This is a genomic window from Pseudomonas sp. GW822-FHT02D10 (assembly GCF_058802345.1).
Genome location: NZ_JBXAOB010000003.1, coordinates 121,237 through 140,026, shown reverse-complemented (window position 1 = coordinate 140,026; position 18,790 = coordinate 121,237). Strand labels below are relative to the sequence as shown.

Sequence of the window (18,790 nt, the reverse complement as noted above, 5' to 3'; positions counted from 1 at the left end):
TCACGAAACGGCGACGTCATCTAAGTTCTACTTGCAAGGCATTCTTGCGTTGAGGAACCATTTGATGCGCCCTTTTTTGTTGCTCTTTCTGCTGTTCCCGGTGTTGGAGCTGTTCGTATTCGTCAAGGTCAGCGCGGCCATCGGGTTTTTCCCGGCGTTGCTGCTGATCATTCTCGGCTCGATGCTCGGCGTGTTCGTGCTGCGTATCGCCGGTCTGGCCACCGCATTGCGCGCTCGTGAGAGCCTGAACCGTGGTGAGTTGCCAGCCCAGACCATGCTCGAAGGCCTGATGCTGGCGTTGGGCGGTGGTCTGTTGATCCTGCCAGGTTTCATCAGCAGCGTGATCGGCCTGATCATGACGTTGCCGCTTACCCGTCGGTTGCTGGCCAACACGATGCGCAAGCGCGCCGAAGAACAGGCGATTCGTCAACGTGCCTTCGCCGATGATCTGCAACCGCGTGGTGGCCCGGTTCCGCGTCAACCGCTGGGTCGTGAGCCGAACGTGATCGAAGGCGAGTTCGAGCACCGCGACTCCAAATAACTGTTTCATCGACACGGCACCTTCGGGTGCCGTGTTCGTTTCTGTGGCCGGTGATGTAAAAAATTTCACTGCCCAGCCCTTGTAATAAGCTTATGCGCCCTTATGTAACGGTCACCGCAAGGTTTCTGGTGAAGATCACCAGACAGACTTCCGCGTCTCGCTTGACGAGCCGCAACCGGCAACGCCGGAATTTAACCCGCCGGGATTACACCGGCCGCTGAAAACCACAATTAGGAGAGATCGACAATGAAGCTTCGTCCTCTGCATGACCGCGTCGTCATCCGTCGCAGCGAAGAAGAAAAGAAAACCGCTGGCGGTATCGTTCTGCCAGGTTCGGCTGCCGAAAAAGCCAACAGCGGTGAAGTCCTCGCTGTCGGTACCGGCCGCGTGCTGGACAACGGTGAAGTGCGTGCGCTGGCCGTGAAAGTGGGTGACAAGGTTGTGTTCGGCCCGTACTCCGGCAGCAACACTGTGAAAGTCGACGGTGAAGACCTGCTGGTAATGGCTGAGAACGAGATTCTCGCTGTTATCGAAGGCTGATTTCCGCTCAATTTCCCGCTACTACAAAGTATTTAAGGAATATCGATCATGGCTGCTAAAGAAGTTAAATTCGGCGATTCCGCCCGTAAGAAAATGCTCGCCGGTGTGAACGTCCTGGCTGACGCAGTAAAAGCGACCCTGGGCCCTAAAGGCCGTAACGTGATCATCGAGAAGAGCTTCGGCGCTCCGACCATCACCAAGGACGGCGTTTCCGTCGCCAAAGAAATCGAACTGAAAGATCGTTTCGAAAACATGGGCGCGCAGCTGGTCAAAGACGTTGCCTCCCGTGCCAACGATGACGCAGGCGACGGCACCACCACCGCTACCGTTCTGGCTCAATCGATCGTCAACGAAGGCCTGAAAGCCGTCGCTGCCGGCATGAACCCGATGGACCTGAAACGCGGCATCGACAAAGCGACCATCGCTATCGTCAAAGAGCTCAAAGCCCTGTCCAAGCCTTGCGCTGACACCAAGGCCATCGCTCAGGTCGGCACCATCTCGGCCAACTCCGACAGCTCCATCGGCGACATCATTGCCGAAGCCATGGAAAAAGTTGGTAAAGAAGGCGTGATCACCGTTGAAGAAGGCTCGGGCCTGGAAAACGAACTGTCGGTTGTAGAAGGCATGCAGTTCGACCGTGGCTACCTGTCCCCGTACTTCGTCAACAAGCCAGAGACCATGACCGCCGAACTGGACGGTCCGCTGATCCTGCTGGTCGACAAAAAGATCTCGAACATCCGCGAAATGCTGCCAGTACTGGAAGCCGTTGCCAAAGCCGGCCGTCCTCTGCTGATCGTTGCCGAAGACGTTGAAGGCGAAGCCCTGGCGACTCTGGTTGTGAACAACATGCGTGGCATCGTTAAAGTCGCAGCCGTCAAGGCTCCAGGCTTCGGCGACCGTCGCAAGGCCATGCTGCAGGACATCGCTGTTCTGACGGGCGGTACCGTTATCTCCGAAGAGATCGGCCTGAGCCTGGAAAGCACTACCCTGGAACACCTGGGTAATGCCAAGCGCGTGATCCTGTCCAAAGAAAACACCACCATCATCGACGGTGCTGGCGTTGAGGCTGACATCCAGGCTCGCGTTGTTCAGATCCGTCAACAAGTGGCTGACACTTCGTCCGACTACGACCGTGAAAAACTGCAAGAGCGTCTGGCCAAGCTGTCCGGCGGCGTTGCAGTGATCAAGGTTGGCGCGGGTTCCGAAGTTGAAATGAAAGAGAAGAAAGCCCGCGTTGAAGACGCCCTGCACGCTACCCGTGCAGCCGTTGAAGAAGGCGTGGTACCTGGCGGTGGCGTGGCACTGGTTCGCGCTCTGCAAGCTATCTCTGAACTCAAAGGCGACAACGATGACCAGAACGTGGGCATCCAGTTGCTGCGTCGCGCTGTTGAAGCACCACTGCGCCAGATCGTTGCCAACTCCGGTGACGAGCCAAGCGTTGTAGTCGACAAGGTCAAGCAGGGTTCGGGTAACTACGGTTACAACGCTGCTACCGGCGAATACGGCGACATGATCGAAATGGGTATCCTGGACCCGGCCAAAGTGACCCGTTCGGCTCTGCAAGCGGCTTCGTCGATTGCCAGCCTGATGATCACCACCGAAGCCATGATCGCCGAGATCAAGGAAGACGGTCCAGCTGGCGGCGGCATGCCAGACATGGGCGGTATGGGCGGCATGGGCGGCATGATGTAAGCCAGCCTTACCCTGTACGAAAAACCCCGCCTGCGTTATGCAGGCGGGGTTTTTTTATATCTGGCATACACCGTGAGCCTTGTGGCTTCATTGGTCCAATGTGGAAAGGGCTGCCTGTGATTGCGACTAGCCCTGAACCACTCTTGGCCTTAAGCTGCGCGGGCCAAGACGGCCGTAACTGTGTACGGAGCAAGTGCCCATGCGAATTCTATTGGTTGAAGACAACCGCGACATCCTCGCCAATCTGGCTGATTATCTGGGGCTTAAAGGCTATACCGTGGATTGCGCGCAGGACGGTTTGTCAGGTCTGCACCTGGCGGCTACCGAGCATTACGACCTGATCGTGCTCGACATCATGCTACCCGGCATTGATGGTTACACCCTGTGCAAACGCCTGCGGGAAGACGCCCGGCGCGATACCCCGGTCATCATGCTGACCGCCCGTGATCAGTTGGATGACCGACTGCAGGGCTTCAAGTCCGGTGCCGATGATTACCTGGTCAAACCCTTTGCCCTGTCCGAACTGGCGGCGCGCATCGAGGCGGTCATGCGTCGTACCCAGGGTGGCGGTCGCCGTGCCCTGCAGGTTGGCGATCTGAGCTACGACCTCGACACGCTGGAAGTGACCCGCGAAGGTCGCCTGCTGAAACTCAACCCGGTAGGCCTCAAGCTGCTGGCGGTATTGATGCAGAAAAGCCCGCACGTATTGCGTCGCGAAATCCTCGAAGAAGCCCTCTGGGGCGACGATTGCCCGGACAGCGACAGCCTGCGCAGTCACGTCCATCAGCTGCGTCAGGTGATCGACAAGCCGTTCGCCAAACCGTTGCTGCAAACCGTGCACGGCGTCGGCTATCGTCTGGCCGAGGGGCGTGATGGAGTTTAAGCAGAGCCTTGCTCAGCGGATCATTATTGCTTTTGCCTTGATGAGCGCGTTGGTGGCGGGGGCATTCGCCATGGGCATCGTGGCGACCGTACATCTGGTCGAAGCAAAGCTGATTTCTGCAGGCCTGGGGGGGGATTTACGGCGGTTGCTGTTGATGGACAGCATGACCGACTGGAGCCACCGTCCCGAGCCCGATCAGTTGTTCTACTTCAGCGGTGGCCCCGGCGACTTCGACTTGCCCAGGGACCTGCGGCACCTGGATGCGGGGTTCCATGAAGTATTTCGCGAGCAGCTGTCGTACCACGCGCTCGTCGAGATCATTGACGGCCGGCGTTACGTCTTGCTGCAAGATCAGAGCGATTTCGAAGAGCGCGAACGGGTGCTGTTTGCCGTGGTGCTGGTGGGGTTTGTATTAAGTCTGGCGTTGGCAGTGTTTCTTGGCTGGGTGCTGGCACGCAAGGTCATGGCACCGGTGGTCCGGCTGGCGCGTCAGGTGCGTCACCGCGATCAACTGCTGGGTCTGGCACCGCCCCTGGCGCCGGACTATGCCGCCGATGAAGTCGGTGAGCTGGCCGTGGCCTTCGACGCCACGCTGGGCCGGTTGCGCCAGGCACTGAGCCGCGAGCGGCTATTCACCAGCGACGTCAGTCACGAACTGCGTACACCGTTGATGGTATTGGCCAGTTCCTGCGAATTGTTGCTGGAGAACCCGGACCTCGATCAGCGTGGTCGCAATCAGGTCGAGCGGATCGCTCGCGCTTGTGAAGAAATGCGCGAATTGGTCCAGACCTTCCTGATGCTCGCCCGGGCTCAGCGCGAAGATGCCAGCATGTCACCGCAACTGACCCTGGGGCAGGTGGCCGAAGACTTGCTCGGCCTGTGGCGCGAGCCGATCGAGGACAAGGGACTCACGCTGTTCTATGAACCCGGTAATCCGTCGGATACGCGCTATAACGCGACATTCCTGCATGCGGTCATGGGCAATCTGTTGCGTAATGCCTTGTACTACACTGACAGCGGGTTTATCCGACTGACCATTCTGCCCTGCGGTTTTCTGGTCGAAGACAGCGGCGTCGGTATTCCCGAAGAGAAGCGCGAAGCGATGTTCGAGCCGTTTGTGCGGGGTGGCGAGAAGCGTGGCGAAGGGCTTGGGCTCGGCCTGTCGCTGGTGCAGCGGATTTGTGAAAACCAGGGCTGGAGCGTCAGCCTCAGCACCATGGAGCCCAACGGCTGCCGCTTTTATGTCGAGCTGAGTCAGGCAGGCGCCTGATGCCGTGGCGTGCCTCGGCCGCCATTCGTCGTAGAGCCCGGCAGATAGGGAAAAGCTCGTCTACCTTTATAAGAAGGCGTTTGGCCGCTCTATCAAAGGTTTATGGCCATGAAACTAGAAATTGCTAGAGGTTTGTTTATGGCAGGAGCCTTGGCAGTTGTTTCATTGGCGGTGGTTGGATTAGAGCAGCCGCGTACGCAAGTTCTCAGTGCAATGAATGGCAGCGTGCATTGTCCGTTGCCACGGACTACGAAGTCATCCGTGGTGACCCACACTGATAATGATGAGTTGTTGTTGTTCATGTTTGGCATGACCCAGGGAATGAAACGCCAGGGTTGAAAACCCTAAAGCGCACATCAAAGGCCTCGCAAATGCGAGGCCTTTTGTTTTTCAGCTGGCTCGTCCTGAATAAGGTTTATATGGACCTCGTAGGAGCTGCCGAAGGCTGCGATCTTTTGATCTTTGGTAAAGATCGCAGCCTTCGGCAGCTCCTACGCGGAGTCCGTACTTACGGTTTATCGGGCTTGGCCAGCAACGTGTAGATACAGGGCAGCACGAACAGGGTGAACAACGTCCCGATCGACATCCCGGTGGCAATCACCATCCCGATATCGTAGCGGCTGACGGCGCCCGCGCCTGTGGCGATGATCAACGGCACCATGCCGAAGACCATGGCGGCCGTGGTCATCAATACCGGACGCAGGCGAATGGCGGCCGCTTGCTCCACGGCTTCGCGTGGTGTCAGGCCCTTGTCCTTGCGCAACTGGTTGGCAAACTGGACGATCAGGATTCCGTGTTTGCTGATCAGTCCGATCAAGGTCACCAAACCGACCTGGGTATAAATGTTCATGCTCGACCAGCCCAGGAACAACGGGATCAGCGCGCCGCAAATCGACAGTGGCACGGTCACCAGAATCACCAGTGGATCGCGGAAGCTTTCGAACTGCGCCGCCAGCACCAGGAAAATGATCGCCAGCGCCAAGGCAAAGGTCACCCACAAGGCACTGCCTTCCTGAACGTACTGTCGCGAGGTGCCGCCGTAATCAAAGGCATAGCCCGGCGGTGCTTCTTCCTGGGCGATCTGGCGCACGGTATCAATCGCCTCGCCCATGCTGACCTTCGAAACACCTGAAAGAATCGCCGAATTGAGTTGCTGGAACTGGTTCAACTGCCGCGGTCGTGCGCGGTCGCTGATGGTGATCAAGGTCGACAAGGGCAGCAGTTCCCCGTTGGCGTTTTTCACGTAATAGTTGCTTAGCCAATCGGGGTTGTCCCGGTAGGGCCGTTCGACCTGGGCGATGACCTTGTAGCTGCGCCCCTCGATGGTGAAGCGGTTGATCTCGGCTTCTGCCAGCAACGTCGCCAGGGTCACGCCCAGATCCTCCATCGAGACACCCATCTGAGCTGCCTTGGCGCGGTCGATATCAACCACCACTTCGGGTTTGTCAAAGGCCAGGTCGATGTCGGCGAAGGCGAACTTGCCGGACTCCAGCGCACGCTTCTTCACCCGATTGACCACCTCCAGCAGCGACGCGTAGTCATTGGCGGTGTTGATTACAAACTGGAACGGCAAGCCTTCACCCGTGCCCGGCAGCGAGGGCAGGTTGAAGCCGAAGATTTGCAGGCCGGTGACGTTCGACAGCTTTTTCTGCACCTCAGGCAGAAGCTGCATCTGGGTTCGTTTGCGCTCATTCCAGGGTTTGAGCAGGAAGCCGCCAATGCCTGACTGCACGCCGTTGAATCCGTTGATCTGGAAAGACGAGTAGTACTCGGGAAACGCCTTGAAGATCGCCAGGAATTCGTCGGTATAGGTATTCAGGTACTCCAGGTTGGCCGGTTGCGGGGCGTTGGCCAACATGAAAATGACGCCCTGATCCTCATCCGGTGCCAGTTCCGATTTGGCGAACTTGAGCAGCACCGGAATCAGGCACAGCACGATCACGGCGAACACCAGCACCACCGGCCGGGTGTTGAGCGTGCCGTGCAGAACGCTCTGATAGCGACGCTTGAGCCCTTCGAAAATCAGATCGAGGCGATGAGCCAGGCCTGAGGGGTTTTCATCGTGGCGCAAGAGCAGGGCGCACATCATCGGCGACAGGGTCAGGGCAACGATTCCTGAGATCACCACGGCACCGGCCAGGGTCAAGGCGAACTCCTTGAACAGAGCGCCGGTCAGGCCCGTCAGAAAACCGATGGGCGCATAGACCGCCGCCAGGGTGATGGTCATCGAGACCACCGGCATGGCGATTTCCTGCGCGCCTTCGAGGGCTGCGTCCAGCGGCGTCTTGCCCTCTTCGATGTGTCGGTGAATGTTTTCCACCACGACGATGGCGTCATCCACCACCAGACCGATGGCCAGCACCATCGCCAGCAAGGTCAGCAGGTTGATCGAGTAGCCCATCAGCTGCATGAAGAACATCACGCCGATCATCGACAGCGGAATGGTCACCACCGGGATCACCACCGAACGCAGCGCGCCGAGGAACAGGAACACCACGACAATCACGATCAGCACGGCTTCGAAGAGGGTTTTCAGCACTTCGTTGATCGAGGCCTGAATGAACAACGTGGCGTCGTAGGCGATTTCGGCCTTGAGGGTGGGGGGCAGCTGGGATTCCAGCTCCGGCATGAGTTTGCGCACCTCCTTGATCACGTCCAGCGGGTTGGCGGCCGGCGTGGCCTTGATCCCGATGTACACCGAGGGAGTGCCACCGAAGGAGCTGATGGTGTTGTAGTTTTCGGCACCCATCTCCACGCGCGCTACGTCACTGAGCAGTACCCGACTGTCGCCGTCGACTTTCAGCGGAATGGCGGCGAAGGCTTCGGCGGTCCTCAACTCGGTATTGGCGTTGATGCTGGTAACGACGTACTCGCCTTTGACTTCACCGGCGGCGGACAGAAAGTTGTACTGGCGCACGGCGTTGCTGACATCACTGGCGCTCAGGCCGAAACCGGCGAGTTTCACCGGGTCGAGCCACAGGCGCATGGCAAACACCTGGTTGCCGAGAATGGCGGCTTCAGCCATGCCGGGCAGAGTGGCGAGCTTGGGCTGGATCACCCGTGACAGGTAGTCGGTGATCTGCGGGTTGCTCAGTTCCTTGCTGAAAAAACTCATGTACATCAGCGCCGAGGCGCCCGCGGCTTCCTTGCTCAGCACCGGGTCTTCAGCGTCTTTGGGCAGCTTGTTCTTGACCTCGTTGGCCTTGGCCAGCAACTCGGTAAACAACCGGTCGCTGTTGGAACCGATACGTGCGTAGACCGAAATCACCGAGAAGTTCTGGCGGCTGACCGAGGTCATGTAGTCGATGCCTTCGGCACTCGCCAGACTTTGCTGCAAGGGTTGGGTGATGTAACCCTGAATGGTTTCGGCGTTGGCGCCGGGGTAGGCGGTGGTCACCGTGATCAGCGCGTTCTCCATTTGCGGATATTGGCGCAGCGGCAGCTTGCTCCAGGCCTGGAAGCCCAGCAGCACAATCAGCAGGCTGACCACGGTGGCGAGCACCGGACGGCGGATGAACGGATCGGTAAACGCCATGGGGATTCCTCGATCAGTTCGCGCGCGGTTGGCGGGTCTGTTCGGCTGGCAGGTTCTTGTCGGGGCTGACGACAATGTGCGTGCCGTTGTCGAGTTTGATCTGACCGGCACTGACCACTTGCTCGCCGTTCTGCAGCCCTTTGTTGATCAGCACCATACCGTCGCGTCGCTCGCCGGTTTCGATGAAGCGCCGCTCGGCGATCAGGAACGGCTGGCCCTTGTCGTCTTTCTCGACGTTGCCGTCCGCGTCTTTCTTCTGGGCGACCACGTAGAGCGAGTTGCCATAGAGGGTGTAGGTGATCGCGCCTTCCGGTACGACGATTTTGGGCTGTGGATCCGGCAGCATGACCAGCAGGCTGGCGAACATGCCTGGCAGCAATTTGCCGTCCGGGTTGGCCAGGGTGGCGCGTACCAGCACGTTGCGCGTGCTGTTTTCGACCTTGGGGTTGATCGCGCTGATGGCGCCTGGAAAGTTTTGCGTGGGGTAGGCCGAGACCGTGACCTGTACTGGCTGGCCGAGGGCGATTTTCGGTACTGATTGTTCCGGCACGTAGAAGTCGACGTACAGGCTGCTGAGGTCCTGCAGGGTGGCAATGACGGTGCCGCTGGGCAGGAAGTCTCCGACGTCTACCTGACGAATACCGATGGTGCCGTTGAAGGGTGCAACGATGTGTTTTTTCGCCAGCGCAGCCTTGAGCTGATTGACCGTGGCCTTGCTCTTTGCAAGCACCGCGGTGAGGCGGTCGAACTCGCCCCTGGAGATCGCCTGACTACCGACCAGTTGGCTACCACGACCGTAATCCAGTTGCGCCAGGCCAAGGTCGGCCTGGGCGGTTTCCAGCAGGGCACTTTCGACGGCGCTGTCGAGCTGCACGATCGGCTGGCCGGCCTTGACCTTCTGCCCGGACTCGAACTGCACGTCCTTGACCGTACCGGCAATCTCCAGACTCAGGTTGACCCCTTGCAGCGCCTTGAGGGTACCGACCGTGGGCAAGCGGGTTTGCCAGGGCCGTTCGGTGGCGGTGGCCACGGCAACGCTCACCGGTGGTCTTGGCACAGCGAAAGTCTGGACCATCTTGTAGATGGAGAAGGCTTTGTAGCCTCCCAGCATCAGGACGATCAACAGGACGACACCCAACATGATCAGCATGCGGCGGCGCAGCATATTCCACTTCCCTGGAAAAAATCAGGTGAGACAGGCCGAACATTACTCCGTGTGTGCCGGTGATTCCACATACCCGCCTGTGAGCGGCATCAGACCAGATGCAGATGGTTATCCCAGAGCCCTGCGGGGAGTTCGAGGGGTTTGGCCAGCAGCGGTGTCTGGCGACAATCATAGAAACGGCAACGCCCTTGCCCCGAGGTCACGATAAAACCATCGGCCACTGCACCGACACCGGCGCAGTCGGGCAGCGGTGCATCGAGGCGCACTTCGCCGCTGTCCAGGTCCCAGATGAAAAAGCGGTTGCCGCGCGGTGCGGTGAGCGCCACCAGCCGCAAATCACTGTGCACCGCGACGCTCGCGGTGTAGTGCCCCATGGCCTGCAACTGGTGCTCGGCGACCGGGAACGCGACAAAGGGCTGGCCGGGACGCTTGATCGCCAACAGCTCCGATGATTCATGGGCGGCCCCCATGAATTGCTGGCCGGTGACAATGGTGCCGTCGCTGGCGATCCCCATGTGACGCACGCTGTTCATTTGCTGGGCCAGGGTTTCCTTGTTCAACAGGGTGCCATTGCGTTGCATCAGCACCAGGCTGGGTTCCATGGCGTTGAGGTTCATCTCGACCCGGCTTTCGGCTTCGGTGCGAATCCCGCCGTTGGCCACCACCAGGGTTTCACCGTCGGGCATCCACGACACTTGGTGCGGGCCGATACCGTGAGTGGAAATCTCACCGCTGTGCACCAAGCGTTCACCTTCGAAACGGTACACCCCGAGCAGGCCGCGACCTGGGTCGGTGGTGTCGTTCTCGGTGGCGTACAGCCAGTCACCGCTGTTGTGAATGACCGCGTGGCCGTAGAAGTGCCGGTTCGGTTGCGACACCACGGTTTGCAGCAGTGCGCCGTCACGCAGATCGACCAGATAGCTCTCGGTGCCCGGTCGGCGGGCGACGAACAGGGCAATCGGCAACGTCGGGTGGTTGATGATGTCGTGGCAGCGCTGGCCGACTTCGGTGGCGAACACACGAGTGCCGTCCAGCCGATAGCCGACGGCGTAGTGTTTACCATCGCTGTCGTCGCGCGCCGAAAGCAGCAAAGGACCGTGGTCCTTTTGCTTGAACAGCTTCCAGCCACCCAGCGTCACGGCGCCCAGCAACAAACCGCCTAACGTCAGAGCCTGGCGTCGCAGCATGGAACTACCCCTCATCAGTCGCCGTCGTTGGCGTTGAAGCCCAGTTGGATGCCCAGCGCCTTGGCCAGATCACTTTCGTGCAGGCGATGGACGACGTTGAGGCTGTCATAGAGGTCGTTGAGTTGCTGATGACCGGCATCGTCGGTGAGCATTTCGGTCAGCGAGCGCTGATTGCTGTTGAACAGTTTCAAGGACGCAGCGTAGGCAGCATCGATCTTGTCAGCCAGCGGCTTCTGCTCAGGTTGCAACAGTCCACGCAGGCCCTTGTTGTCGACACCGACCCAGACGGTCCGGGCGACAGCCAGGCTCGCCTCCATGCTTTGCAGCGACGTATGACTGCGCCATGCGTCTGCCTGGAACGGCTGTGGAATGCCCTTGGTCTGACGACCCATCGGCGTGCCGAGTTTTTTCTTCAGGGTATCAAGTGCCGTCACTTGCGCGCGCAGCAGATCGGCGATGGCTTCGTGGGAGTCGGCGTAACGCTGGTTCGGGAATTTGCTCAGTTGCGCGAGCATGCCGTCGTTACTGTTCCAGCTCGCCAGAATCTCTTCGGCCAGCTGCTTCTGACGTTCGCCGATGGCGGTCAGCAGTGGGCAGTAGCGGGCTTTTTGCGCGGCGTCGGCAACGTTGGTCTTGTCGTCGAACAGAATGTACTCATAGGCCGAGAGGCCCTGCACGACAACGCTGGATTTGGCCAGCGCAGCGGCATCGATGTGCGGTTGTGCGGTGACCAGTTGCTCGACCTGACGGCCGACCAGGTTTTTCTTGTCCGGCCAGAACTGCACCTGCCAGGAGCGATTGCCCTCGGCCAGTGGGCCAATCAGCAACGGTTGCAATTGTGCCCAAGCTTTTTGTGCATGGAGGAAATCGGCACGAGCGGTCGCAAGGTCGGCCTTGCCTTCGCAGTAGGCCAGCGCACTGACGGCCAATTGGCGGTCAGCTTCAACCCAGCGGCTGTAGGTCGGCAGGATCACTTGTTTGGCGATGGCTGCCGACGTGACGGCTTGAGGATCCTGGGGCGAGCAGGCGCCCAGGGCGAGTGCGGCAAGGCTGGTGAACAACAGCTTGGGACGGAACATGTCGGGCTCCCTTTTTATATGGGCGAAAGCGTATGGGAAATGCGTTAAAGAGAATTCAAAAAGGCCAGCAACGCAGCGCGCTGCTCGGCATTGAAAGCTAAAACCTGTTGCTGCGCGGCCGTAGCTTCACCGCCGTGCCAAAGCACGGCTTCGAGCAGATTGCGGGCGCGGCCGTCATGCAAAAATTGAGTGTGGCCACTGACCGTCTGCGTCAGGCCAATGCCCCACAGCGGCGGTGTGCGCCAGTCACGGCCAGAGGCCTGGAATTCGCTACGGTTATCGGTGAGGCCTTCGCCCATGTTATGCAGCAACAGATCGCTGTAGGGGCGAATCACTTGATTGGCCAGTTCAGGTTCTGCGGCATTCGCGGCGGTGGTGAATTTCGGTGTGTGGCAGGACTGGCAACCGGCCTGATAGAACAGGTTTTTGCCGGCCAGCACCTGCGATCCGTTGACGTCACGGCGGGCCGGGACTGCCAGGTTACGGCTGTAGAACAGCACCAGGCGCAAGATGTTGTCGCTGACTTCCGGCTCGCCATTCGGGCCATTGCCGTTGGGCGCTTGCAGGCAGTCAGTCTGGGCCTGGGTGCAATCATCAAAGGGCCGCAGGCTGGTCGTGAGGCCCATATCACCGGAAAACGCGTGAACGTTTTGCTGATTGAGATTGGGTTGTCCGGCTTTCCAGCCAAAACGGCCCAAAACGGTCTTTTGTTGCGCGTCATCCCAGACCCGGTTCGGACGTCCGGCGATGCCGTTTTTGTCTTTAGCCTGCGCGTCGGCGTTGGCCAGAATAGCCGCGTCGGAGATGGCTTCGAGCAGTCCGAGGCCGATCATCGGCGGAGCGACCCGCGCGGAAAAAAGCGTGTCGGGATGCATCGGGCCATAGCCCAGTTGGGTGATCAGCAGTTTGGGTTTGCGCAGTTCGATTTCGGTGCCGTCCGTAAAGCGCACCGGGACCGAATCGTAGTCGACGCGAACCTTGCCTTCGGGGGCGACGCCGGGCACGGCCATGTCTTGAAGCTGCCCGCCGTAGACGGGCTCAGGCACCACACCCATGTGTTCGATGATCTTGGCATAGGCCGGGGTGTCGGGGATCGACAGACGCACCAGCATCGACACGGCGTTATCGGAATCGGCCGTCGGCGGATGGCCGCGACCGTCCTTGATGTGGCAGTTCTGGCAGGCGTTGGTGTTGAACAGTGGGCCGAGGCCATCGCGAGCAGTGGTGGTCGACGGGGCGATCACCCACGGGCTGCGGAAGAAACTGTTGCCGACGCTGAAGTCCAGCCGACGGGTTGGCGAGAGGTTGGCTGAAGGCAGGGAAAATGCGTTCTGGTCGGTTTTTCTGACGGTCGCCGCGCCGCCGGAGCGAGCTTCACCGGGTTCGGCCTTGGTAAAACGCGGAGCGTCATCGCAGGCACTCAGGCCGAGGGCCAGAATCAGTGCAGACAAGCGAAGAGGCAGCGAGGGCATCAGCAATCCTGAAAGGCGAGCAAAACAAGGGCGCAAAGTCTAACAGGGCAGGGGAGTTTGAATAAGAGGAATTATCGTTTGCTCTCACAGGTTGACCGCGATTCCCTGTGGGAGCGAGCTTGCTCGCGATGGGGCCATCATTGCCAACATTCATTTTGAACATACTACCGATATCGCGAGCAAGCTCGCTCCCACAGGGTATTGCGTTCAGGCAGGTATAAAAAAGGCGACCCGAAGGTCGCCTTTGTCATTCGCTCGGTCAGCGTTGATCAGAACTCGTGATCAGCGTTGTCCGGGTTCAGGTCACTGATGCCCAGTTTGCCGGCAGCCTGTTCGATCGAGGTGGTCTGCTTGACCAGCGCAGCAATGGCGTCACGCACAATCTGGTTGCCCGCGGTGTTGCCGGCAGCGATCAGTTGGTCGTAATGCTCACCCTTGTTGGCGTGATCAACCATGACCTGGATTTTGGCTTCAGTGGCGGCCAGGTCAGCCTTGAGCGCAGCGTCGGCAGCCGGGTCGACTTTGGCCACCAGCGACGACAGGCTGGCACCGGTCATCTTGGTGCCATCTGTACGGGTGTATTCGCCCAGGTACACGTTACGAATGCCCTTGGCATCGTAGAAGTGCGAGTTGTGGGTGTTGTCGCTGAAGCAGTCCTGCTCGTCTTCAGGGGAGTTGGCTTCCAGGGAAACCTTCATGCGCTCGCCCGCCAGTTCGCCCAGCGAGAGGCTGCCCATGCCGAAGAGCATTTTGCGCAGACCGCTTTCAGCCGGTTCTTCTTCCAGCTCGGCGCGGTAGTTGTCAGGCACGTTCGGCTTCCAGTTGCCGACCATTTCTTCCAGGTCGCTGACCAGCAGTTGAGTCACGGCTTTCAGGTAAGCGCGACGACGATCATTGTGGCCACCGGTAGCGCCGGCGCCTTCCAGGTAGTCCGAAGCAGGACGGTTGCCAGCACCCGGCCCGGTGCCGTTCAGGTCCTGGCCCCAGAGCAGGAATTCGATGGCGTGGTAACCCGTCGCGACGTTCGCTTCGGCACCGCCCAGCTCGTTCAGGCTGGCGAGCTTTTCCGGCGTGATGTCCGTCACGTCGATCTTGTCTTCGCCAATCTGAATAATCGGGTTGGCGATGATGTTGGCGTTGGCGCCCGGGTTACCCAGAGCGTGCTCGTAACTCTTGTCGACGTAGTCGATCAGGCCTTCATCGAGCGGCCAGGCGTTAACCTGACCTTCCCAATCGTCGATGATGGTGTTGCCGAAGCGGAACGCTTCACTCTGCAGGTAAGGCACGCGCGCGGCGACCCAGGCAGCACGAGCGGCTTTCAGGGTTTCGGCATTCGGCTTGGCGAGGAAGGCGTCGATAGCGGTTTGCAGGGTTTTCGCGGTGGATTCGGCATCGCTGAAGACCGCAAAAGCCATGTCGGCGTAGTGCGCGACAACGGCTTTGGCAGCGGCTTCATCGACTTTGCCAGCGTCAGCAGACGCAGCAGGTGCGGTGGTGCTGGCGGCCGGAGTAGGCGCTTGAGGAGCAGCAGCCTTGTCTTTGCCTTCGCCGCAACCAGCGAGGGAAATAGCGATGGCCAGCAAACTGGCGGTAGCCAGAGGCATACGAATCATGGCGAACATCCTGCTTCGGTAAATATGGACAGGCGCGGGGGTGCGCAAAACTGCGACATAATGCAAATCTTTCGCATTATGTGTAAAGGGCTGTGATTGGAAATATTTCTTGTTCGCACCGAAAAGATCGCAGCCTGCGGCAGCTCCTACGCAGATCGCATTTCCGCGTAGGAGCTGCCGCAGGCTGCGATCTTTTGGCTGTGACGAAGAACCTACAGGCTCAACGCATTACTGCGTTGAGCCTGTTTCAGATAAGCGCTCAGCTCCCGCGCAGGCAACGGTTTGCTGTAGAGATAGCCCTGACCTTCGTGACAGCCTTCGGAGATGATGTAAGTCTCTTGCTCGGTGGTTTCCACGCCCTCGGCGATGACCTGCATGCCAAGGCTTTTGCCGAGCTGGATGATCGCGCGAACGATGGTCGCATCGTCGTCGTCATCGAGCAGGTCCTGAACGAAGCTCTTGTCGATCTTGATCTTGTCCAGCGGCAGGCTTTTCAGATAACTCAGCGACGAGTATCCGGTCCCGAAGTCGTCGATAGCGATCAATGCCCCCGAGCGGCGCAGGCTGAGCAGGTGCTGCGCGGCGGTGCTGATGTCTTCCATCAGGCCGGTCTCGGTGACTTCCAGCTCCAGGCTGCGCGGCGGCAGGCGATAGATTTGCAGCAGGTTGTTGACCACCCGCGGCAGCTCGGCGTGGTGCAGTTGCACGGTGGACAGGTTGACCGCCATGCGCAGGTCGCTGAACCCCTGGTCGTGCCATTCGCGCAGCTGTCGGCAGGCCTGGTCCAGCACCCATTCGCCAATGGCGATGATCGTGCCGTTCTGCTCGGCCAGTGGAATGAACAGATCTGGCGGCACCAGCCCGTGTTCCGGGTGTTGCCAGCGAATCAGCGCCTCGACGCCGACCACCCGGTGATCGCGGTAGCTGATCTGCGGCTGGTAGACCAGGTAGAACTGATTGCGGGTGAGGGCGTCGCGCAGGTCTTTTTCCAGTTCGCGGCGCCGGCGCATTTCGCTGTCAACGCTGGCAATGTAGAACTGATAGCGGTTGCGCGAACGGGTCTTGGCCAGGGTCATGGTCTGTTCGGCTTTCTGCAACAGCTTCTCGGTGCTGTCGCCATCTTCCGGGAACAGGGTGATGCCGATGGTTGCGCGCAGGCGGATTTCCTGATGATCGAGGGCAAACGCCGCTTCCAGGTCATCGAGGATGCTTTGCGCCAGTTCGGCGGCTTCGTAAGGTTGCTCGATGTCGGCCTGAACCAGTGCGAACTGATCGCCCCCCAGGCGAGCGAGCGCGCCGAGACGGCCGCTGTGAGCACGCAGACGGTCTGCCAGAGCCAACAGCAATTGGTCGCCGGTCTGGTAGCTGAACTGCTCGTTGATGCCTTTGAAATCGTCCAGGCCCACACACAGCACCGCGACCCGGCGTTGCAGGCGGCCGGCGTCTACCAGAATCTTGTCCAGTTGCGTTTGTAACTGCTGACGATTCGGCAGGCCGGTGAGGAAATCGTATTGAGCCATGCGCAACAGGCTGTTTTCGGCTTCGTGGCGCAGATGGGTATTGCGTTCGATGGACTCAAGCAACTGGTTGGCGGTGTTGATCCAGATCCCCAGTTCGTTCTTTTCGTGGCCCTTGAGCTGCGGAATCTTGTGTTCGCTGGGACGGTCGGGATTGACGTTGGTCAGGTGTTCGATGATCCGCGACAGCGGTTTGGTCAGCAGCCAGTGATAAACCAGGTACAGCACCAGGCCCATGGCCATGGCCCGAAGCACGCCGGAAATAAAGATGATCACCGAGCTGACAATAAAACCCTGACCGTAGGTGGCGGTGTCGAGGGTGATGCTGAGGTCGCCGTAATATTCGCTGTAGGGGCCACGCCCCACCAGTTGCGTGGTGAACGTGCGCTCCTGACCCAGAATAAGGTCGGTCAGCCAGCGGCTGTGAGAGTGCTGCAAGTCACGGGACTTTTCCGCGAGCATGGCTTCATTGGGATGGCCGATGGAGGCCATGCGCACGGCGTCGTCCTGGAACAGGCCTTCGATCACCTGCATACCCATTTCCCGATCGAGGCTGTACACCGCCTGGGTCGAGGGGTCGCGAAACATGTCGAGGATGCGCTGGGCATCATTGGCCACGGCCTGGCGTGTTTTATAGGCATCGAAAACGATCTGCGCGCAGCTCAACACCACGCCGACGATCAATGCCGACAGGAGCACGACCCGGAGCAACTTCACCGACAAGCTGTTTTTGAGTTCCAGCTTCAAAGGGTTATTCCTTGTTCCGTGCGGGTAACGTCAAATTGCCATGAGTATTGGCAATCCTGCGATGGCAGTCAAAGGGACAATCAAGCCTTGCAGATTTTGTCTGCCGGCTTGGCCGCATTGCCTCGGTGACTGGCAATTGGAACCCATTAGTAATGTGTCGGTAGGCACCTCCTGCAACTTGAGGGGCAGGAGAGAATATTTGTGTCTGGTTGAGGGTAGACGGCTGTGGCGTTGAGGCAAGGGAACGTTTGTTTTTGAGATAACGCTTCAGGTCCTGCAAGTCGCCAGGGCTCAGGGTGCGGGCCGCCTGCTTCTAATGCATTAACGCAACATCTTGTAAAGCGGAACGGTCTGGCTGTATTCGAGGATCCCTCCTACATCAATCCTTTTTCCCCATTGTTAACGTGCCCGCCAATTTCGCGTGCATAAACCATGGACGGTTTGGACATCGCGCTTCATTTCCTGTCATAGAGCCGGTCAGCGAAAACCCTGATTTTGATGTGGAGAGCTTGCTCACCTCGCCGCACAGCTGAATGTGTATGACTGGTTGTGGGGCCAGATTCAATTGGCTCGTCTATGGGGCTGGCAGCAACCCGAGCAGGTGCACTTTTTGCTGACCCAGAGCCTGCAAGCGCCGGGCTACCTTGCACCGAACTCGTGGCTCCCCAGCCCGAAGAGGACCCAGCGGCACACTTTGAGCGCGTGTATCAGCAAACGCTGTATTGGCAGGGAGATGCCCCCGTATGAAACGTGTCATTCAAGGCTTGACCCTCGGCAGTTGCCTTTCTCTGACTGTGGGTTGTGCGGCTGTCGGTAAGCCAGACAGCTTTACCTTCATTCCCGATTTCCCACCTGACTTCAAGTACGAACTGAAGGCCATCTACCTGCCCGCCAAAGGGCAGACGTGCAGCTTGCCCGGCGGGCGAAATTTTCAGGTCAGCTTCAACAAGCCCAACATGGAATACGTAGGCACTGCTGAGATTGAGCTGTACAGAACCGTGAGCGACTGCCCGATGGCATTGAACCTTGTGGAGCTCAAGGTCATAGGAGTTTTTGGCCCGGGACGAAGTAATCGCAGCTATGACTACGCCTCCTTTGCCGTGCGCCCGGAGTTGTTGGAGCGACACATGGGCACTTTCAGCGATGACGGCGTGGGGGAGTTCTTTGGCGAATGCCTGTGGTCTTTTCGCACGGTAGGGCCGAAGCGCTACCTGATAAAACTGCTCACGTGCAAAAAAATGGATGCACAGGGCAATGTCGGTCGAAGTCGTCCTTTCACGGCGTACACGCTGACTCAGCTACCGGGGAAAACCGTAAGGCTGAAAATCAAGTTGGCCGAGGAGGAAATACCAGCCATAGCTGATACCTGGAGCAAAGTCCCCGGCGGATGGAAACGCTGCATGGGCGATAACTTTGAAGACCGATACGCCTTTTGCTACGGCAATCACAAAGATTTCAGCACTTTCAAAATGGTGGATGAGCGAGTCTGCACCATTTACCCGGGCTGCACGGAAAACAAGGACGAAACTCCATGACGCATTGCAAAGCG

14 protein-coding genes are annotated in these 18,790 nt (G+C 59.1%); 7 read left to right on the top strand and 7 right to left on the bottom strand.

The genetic code is table 11. The annotated features are described in order from the left end of the window. Positions 1 to 64: 64 nt before the first annotated feature. The 6 genes from AC1RPZ_RS06305 to AC1RPZ_RS06280 all read left to right on the top strand — a co-directional run bounded on the left by AC1RPZ_RS06305 (position 65) and on the right by AC1RPZ_RS06280 (position 5,265). A complete protein-coding gene (locus tag AC1RPZ_RS06305; protein WP_493135898.1) occupies positions 65 to 541 on the top strand; it encodes an FxsA family protein in 477 nt (158 codons plus the stop codon). Positions 542 to 787: 246 nt separating this feature from the next. Beyond that, positions 788 to 1,081 (top strand): co-chaperone GroES, encoded by a 294-nt coding sequence (locus AC1RPZ_RS06300; protein ID WP_008032125.1) that lies wholly within the window; start codon positions 788 to 790, stop codon positions 1,079 to 1,081. 48 nt (positions 1,082 to 1,129) lie between these two features. After that, entirely contained in the window at positions 1,130 to 2,773 is a 1,644-nt protein-coding gene (gene groL, locus AC1RPZ_RS06295; RefSeq protein WP_123425207.1) for a chaperonin GroEL, read from the top strand. Between the two features lie 199 nt (positions 2,774 to 2,972). Further along, positions 2,973 to 3,656 (top strand): two-component system response regulator ColR, encoded by a 684-nt coding sequence (gene colR, locus AC1RPZ_RS06290; RefSeq protein WP_054593790.1) that lies wholly within the window; start codon positions 2,973 to 2,975, stop codon positions 3,654 to 3,656. After that, on the top strand, positions 3,646 to 4,926 hold the full coding sequence (locus tag AC1RPZ_RS06285) for a sensor histidine kinase (RefSeq protein WP_493135896.1): 1,281 nt from the start codon (positions 3,646 to 3,648) through the stop codon (positions 4,924 to 4,926). The genes colR and AC1RPZ_RS06285 overlap by 11 nt, the downstream gene beginning before the upstream one ends. Positions 4,927 to 5,034: 108 nt before the next feature. Next, a complete protein-coding gene (locus AC1RPZ_RS06280) occupies positions 5,035 to 5,265 on the top strand; it encodes a hypothetical protein (RefSeq protein ID WP_493135893.1) in 231 nt (76 codons plus the stop codon). A 169-nt stretch (positions 5,266 to 5,434) separates the two neighbouring features. Here AC1RPZ_RS06280 and AC1RPZ_RS06275 read toward each other — a convergent pair whose 3' ends face one another. The 7 genes from AC1RPZ_RS06275 to AC1RPZ_RS06245 all read right to left on the bottom strand — a co-directional run bounded on the left by AC1RPZ_RS06275 (position 5,435) and on the right by AC1RPZ_RS06245 (position 17,241). Next, positions 5,435 to 8,461: a multidrug efflux RND transporter permease subunit gene (locus AC1RPZ_RS06275; protein WP_493135891.1), complete on the bottom strand. Its 3,027-nt coding sequence runs from the start codon at positions 8,459 to 8,461 to the stop codon at positions 5,435 to 5,437. A gap of 13 nt (positions 8,462 to 8,474) precedes the next feature. Further along, positions 8,475 to 9,626 (bottom strand): efflux RND transporter periplasmic adaptor subunit, encoded by a 1,152-nt coding sequence (locus AC1RPZ_RS06270; RefSeq protein ID WP_493135889.1) that lies wholly within the window; start codon positions 9,624 to 9,626, stop codon positions 8,475 to 8,477. 89 nt (positions 9,627 to 9,715) lie between these two features. Beyond that, the gene (locus tag AC1RPZ_RS06265) at positions 9,716 to 10,813 is read right to left on the bottom strand and encodes a DUF1513 domain-containing protein (protein ID WP_493135887.1); all 1,098 of its coding nucleotides are present in this window, start codon (positions 10,811 to 10,813) and stop codon (positions 9,716 to 9,718) included. A gap of 14 nt (positions 10,814 to 10,827) precedes the next feature. Beyond that, positions 10,828 to 11,892 (bottom strand): imelysin family protein, encoded by a 1,065-nt coding sequence (locus AC1RPZ_RS06260; protein ID WP_493135885.1) that lies wholly within the window; start codon positions 11,890 to 11,892, stop codon positions 10,828 to 10,830. 44 nt (positions 11,893 to 11,936) lie between these two features. Beyond that, on the bottom strand, positions 11,937 to 13,364 hold the full coding sequence (locus tag AC1RPZ_RS06255) for a di-heme oxidoreductase family protein (RefSeq protein WP_493135883.1): 1,428 nt from the start codon (positions 13,362 to 13,364) through the stop codon (positions 11,937 to 11,939). A gap of 269 nt (positions 13,365 to 13,633) precedes the next feature. Beyond that, positions 13,634 to 14,977: an imelysin family protein gene (locus tag AC1RPZ_RS06250; protein ID WP_493135881.1), complete on the bottom strand. Its 1,344-nt coding sequence runs from the start codon at positions 14,975 to 14,977 to the stop codon at positions 13,634 to 13,636. A gap of 212 nt (positions 14,978 to 15,189) precedes the next feature. Continuing rightward, positions 15,190 to 17,241, bottom strand: a complete 2,052-nt coding sequence (locus tag AC1RPZ_RS06245; RefSeq protein WP_493135879.1) for a putative bifunctional diguanylate cyclase/phosphodiesterase — start codon at positions 17,239 to 17,241, stop codon at positions 15,190 to 15,192. A 743-nt stretch (positions 17,242 to 17,984) separates the two neighbouring features. On the opposite strand from AC1RPZ_RS06245, the gene AC1RPZ_RS06240 reads away from it, so the two are divergent. Further along, complete coding sequence (locus AC1RPZ_RS06240; RefSeq protein ID WP_493135877.1) at positions 17,985 to 18,776, top strand: hypothetical protein; 792 nt, start codon at positions 17,985 to 17,987, stop codon at positions 18,774 to 18,776. Positions 18,777 to 18,790 lie beyond the last annotated feature (14 nt).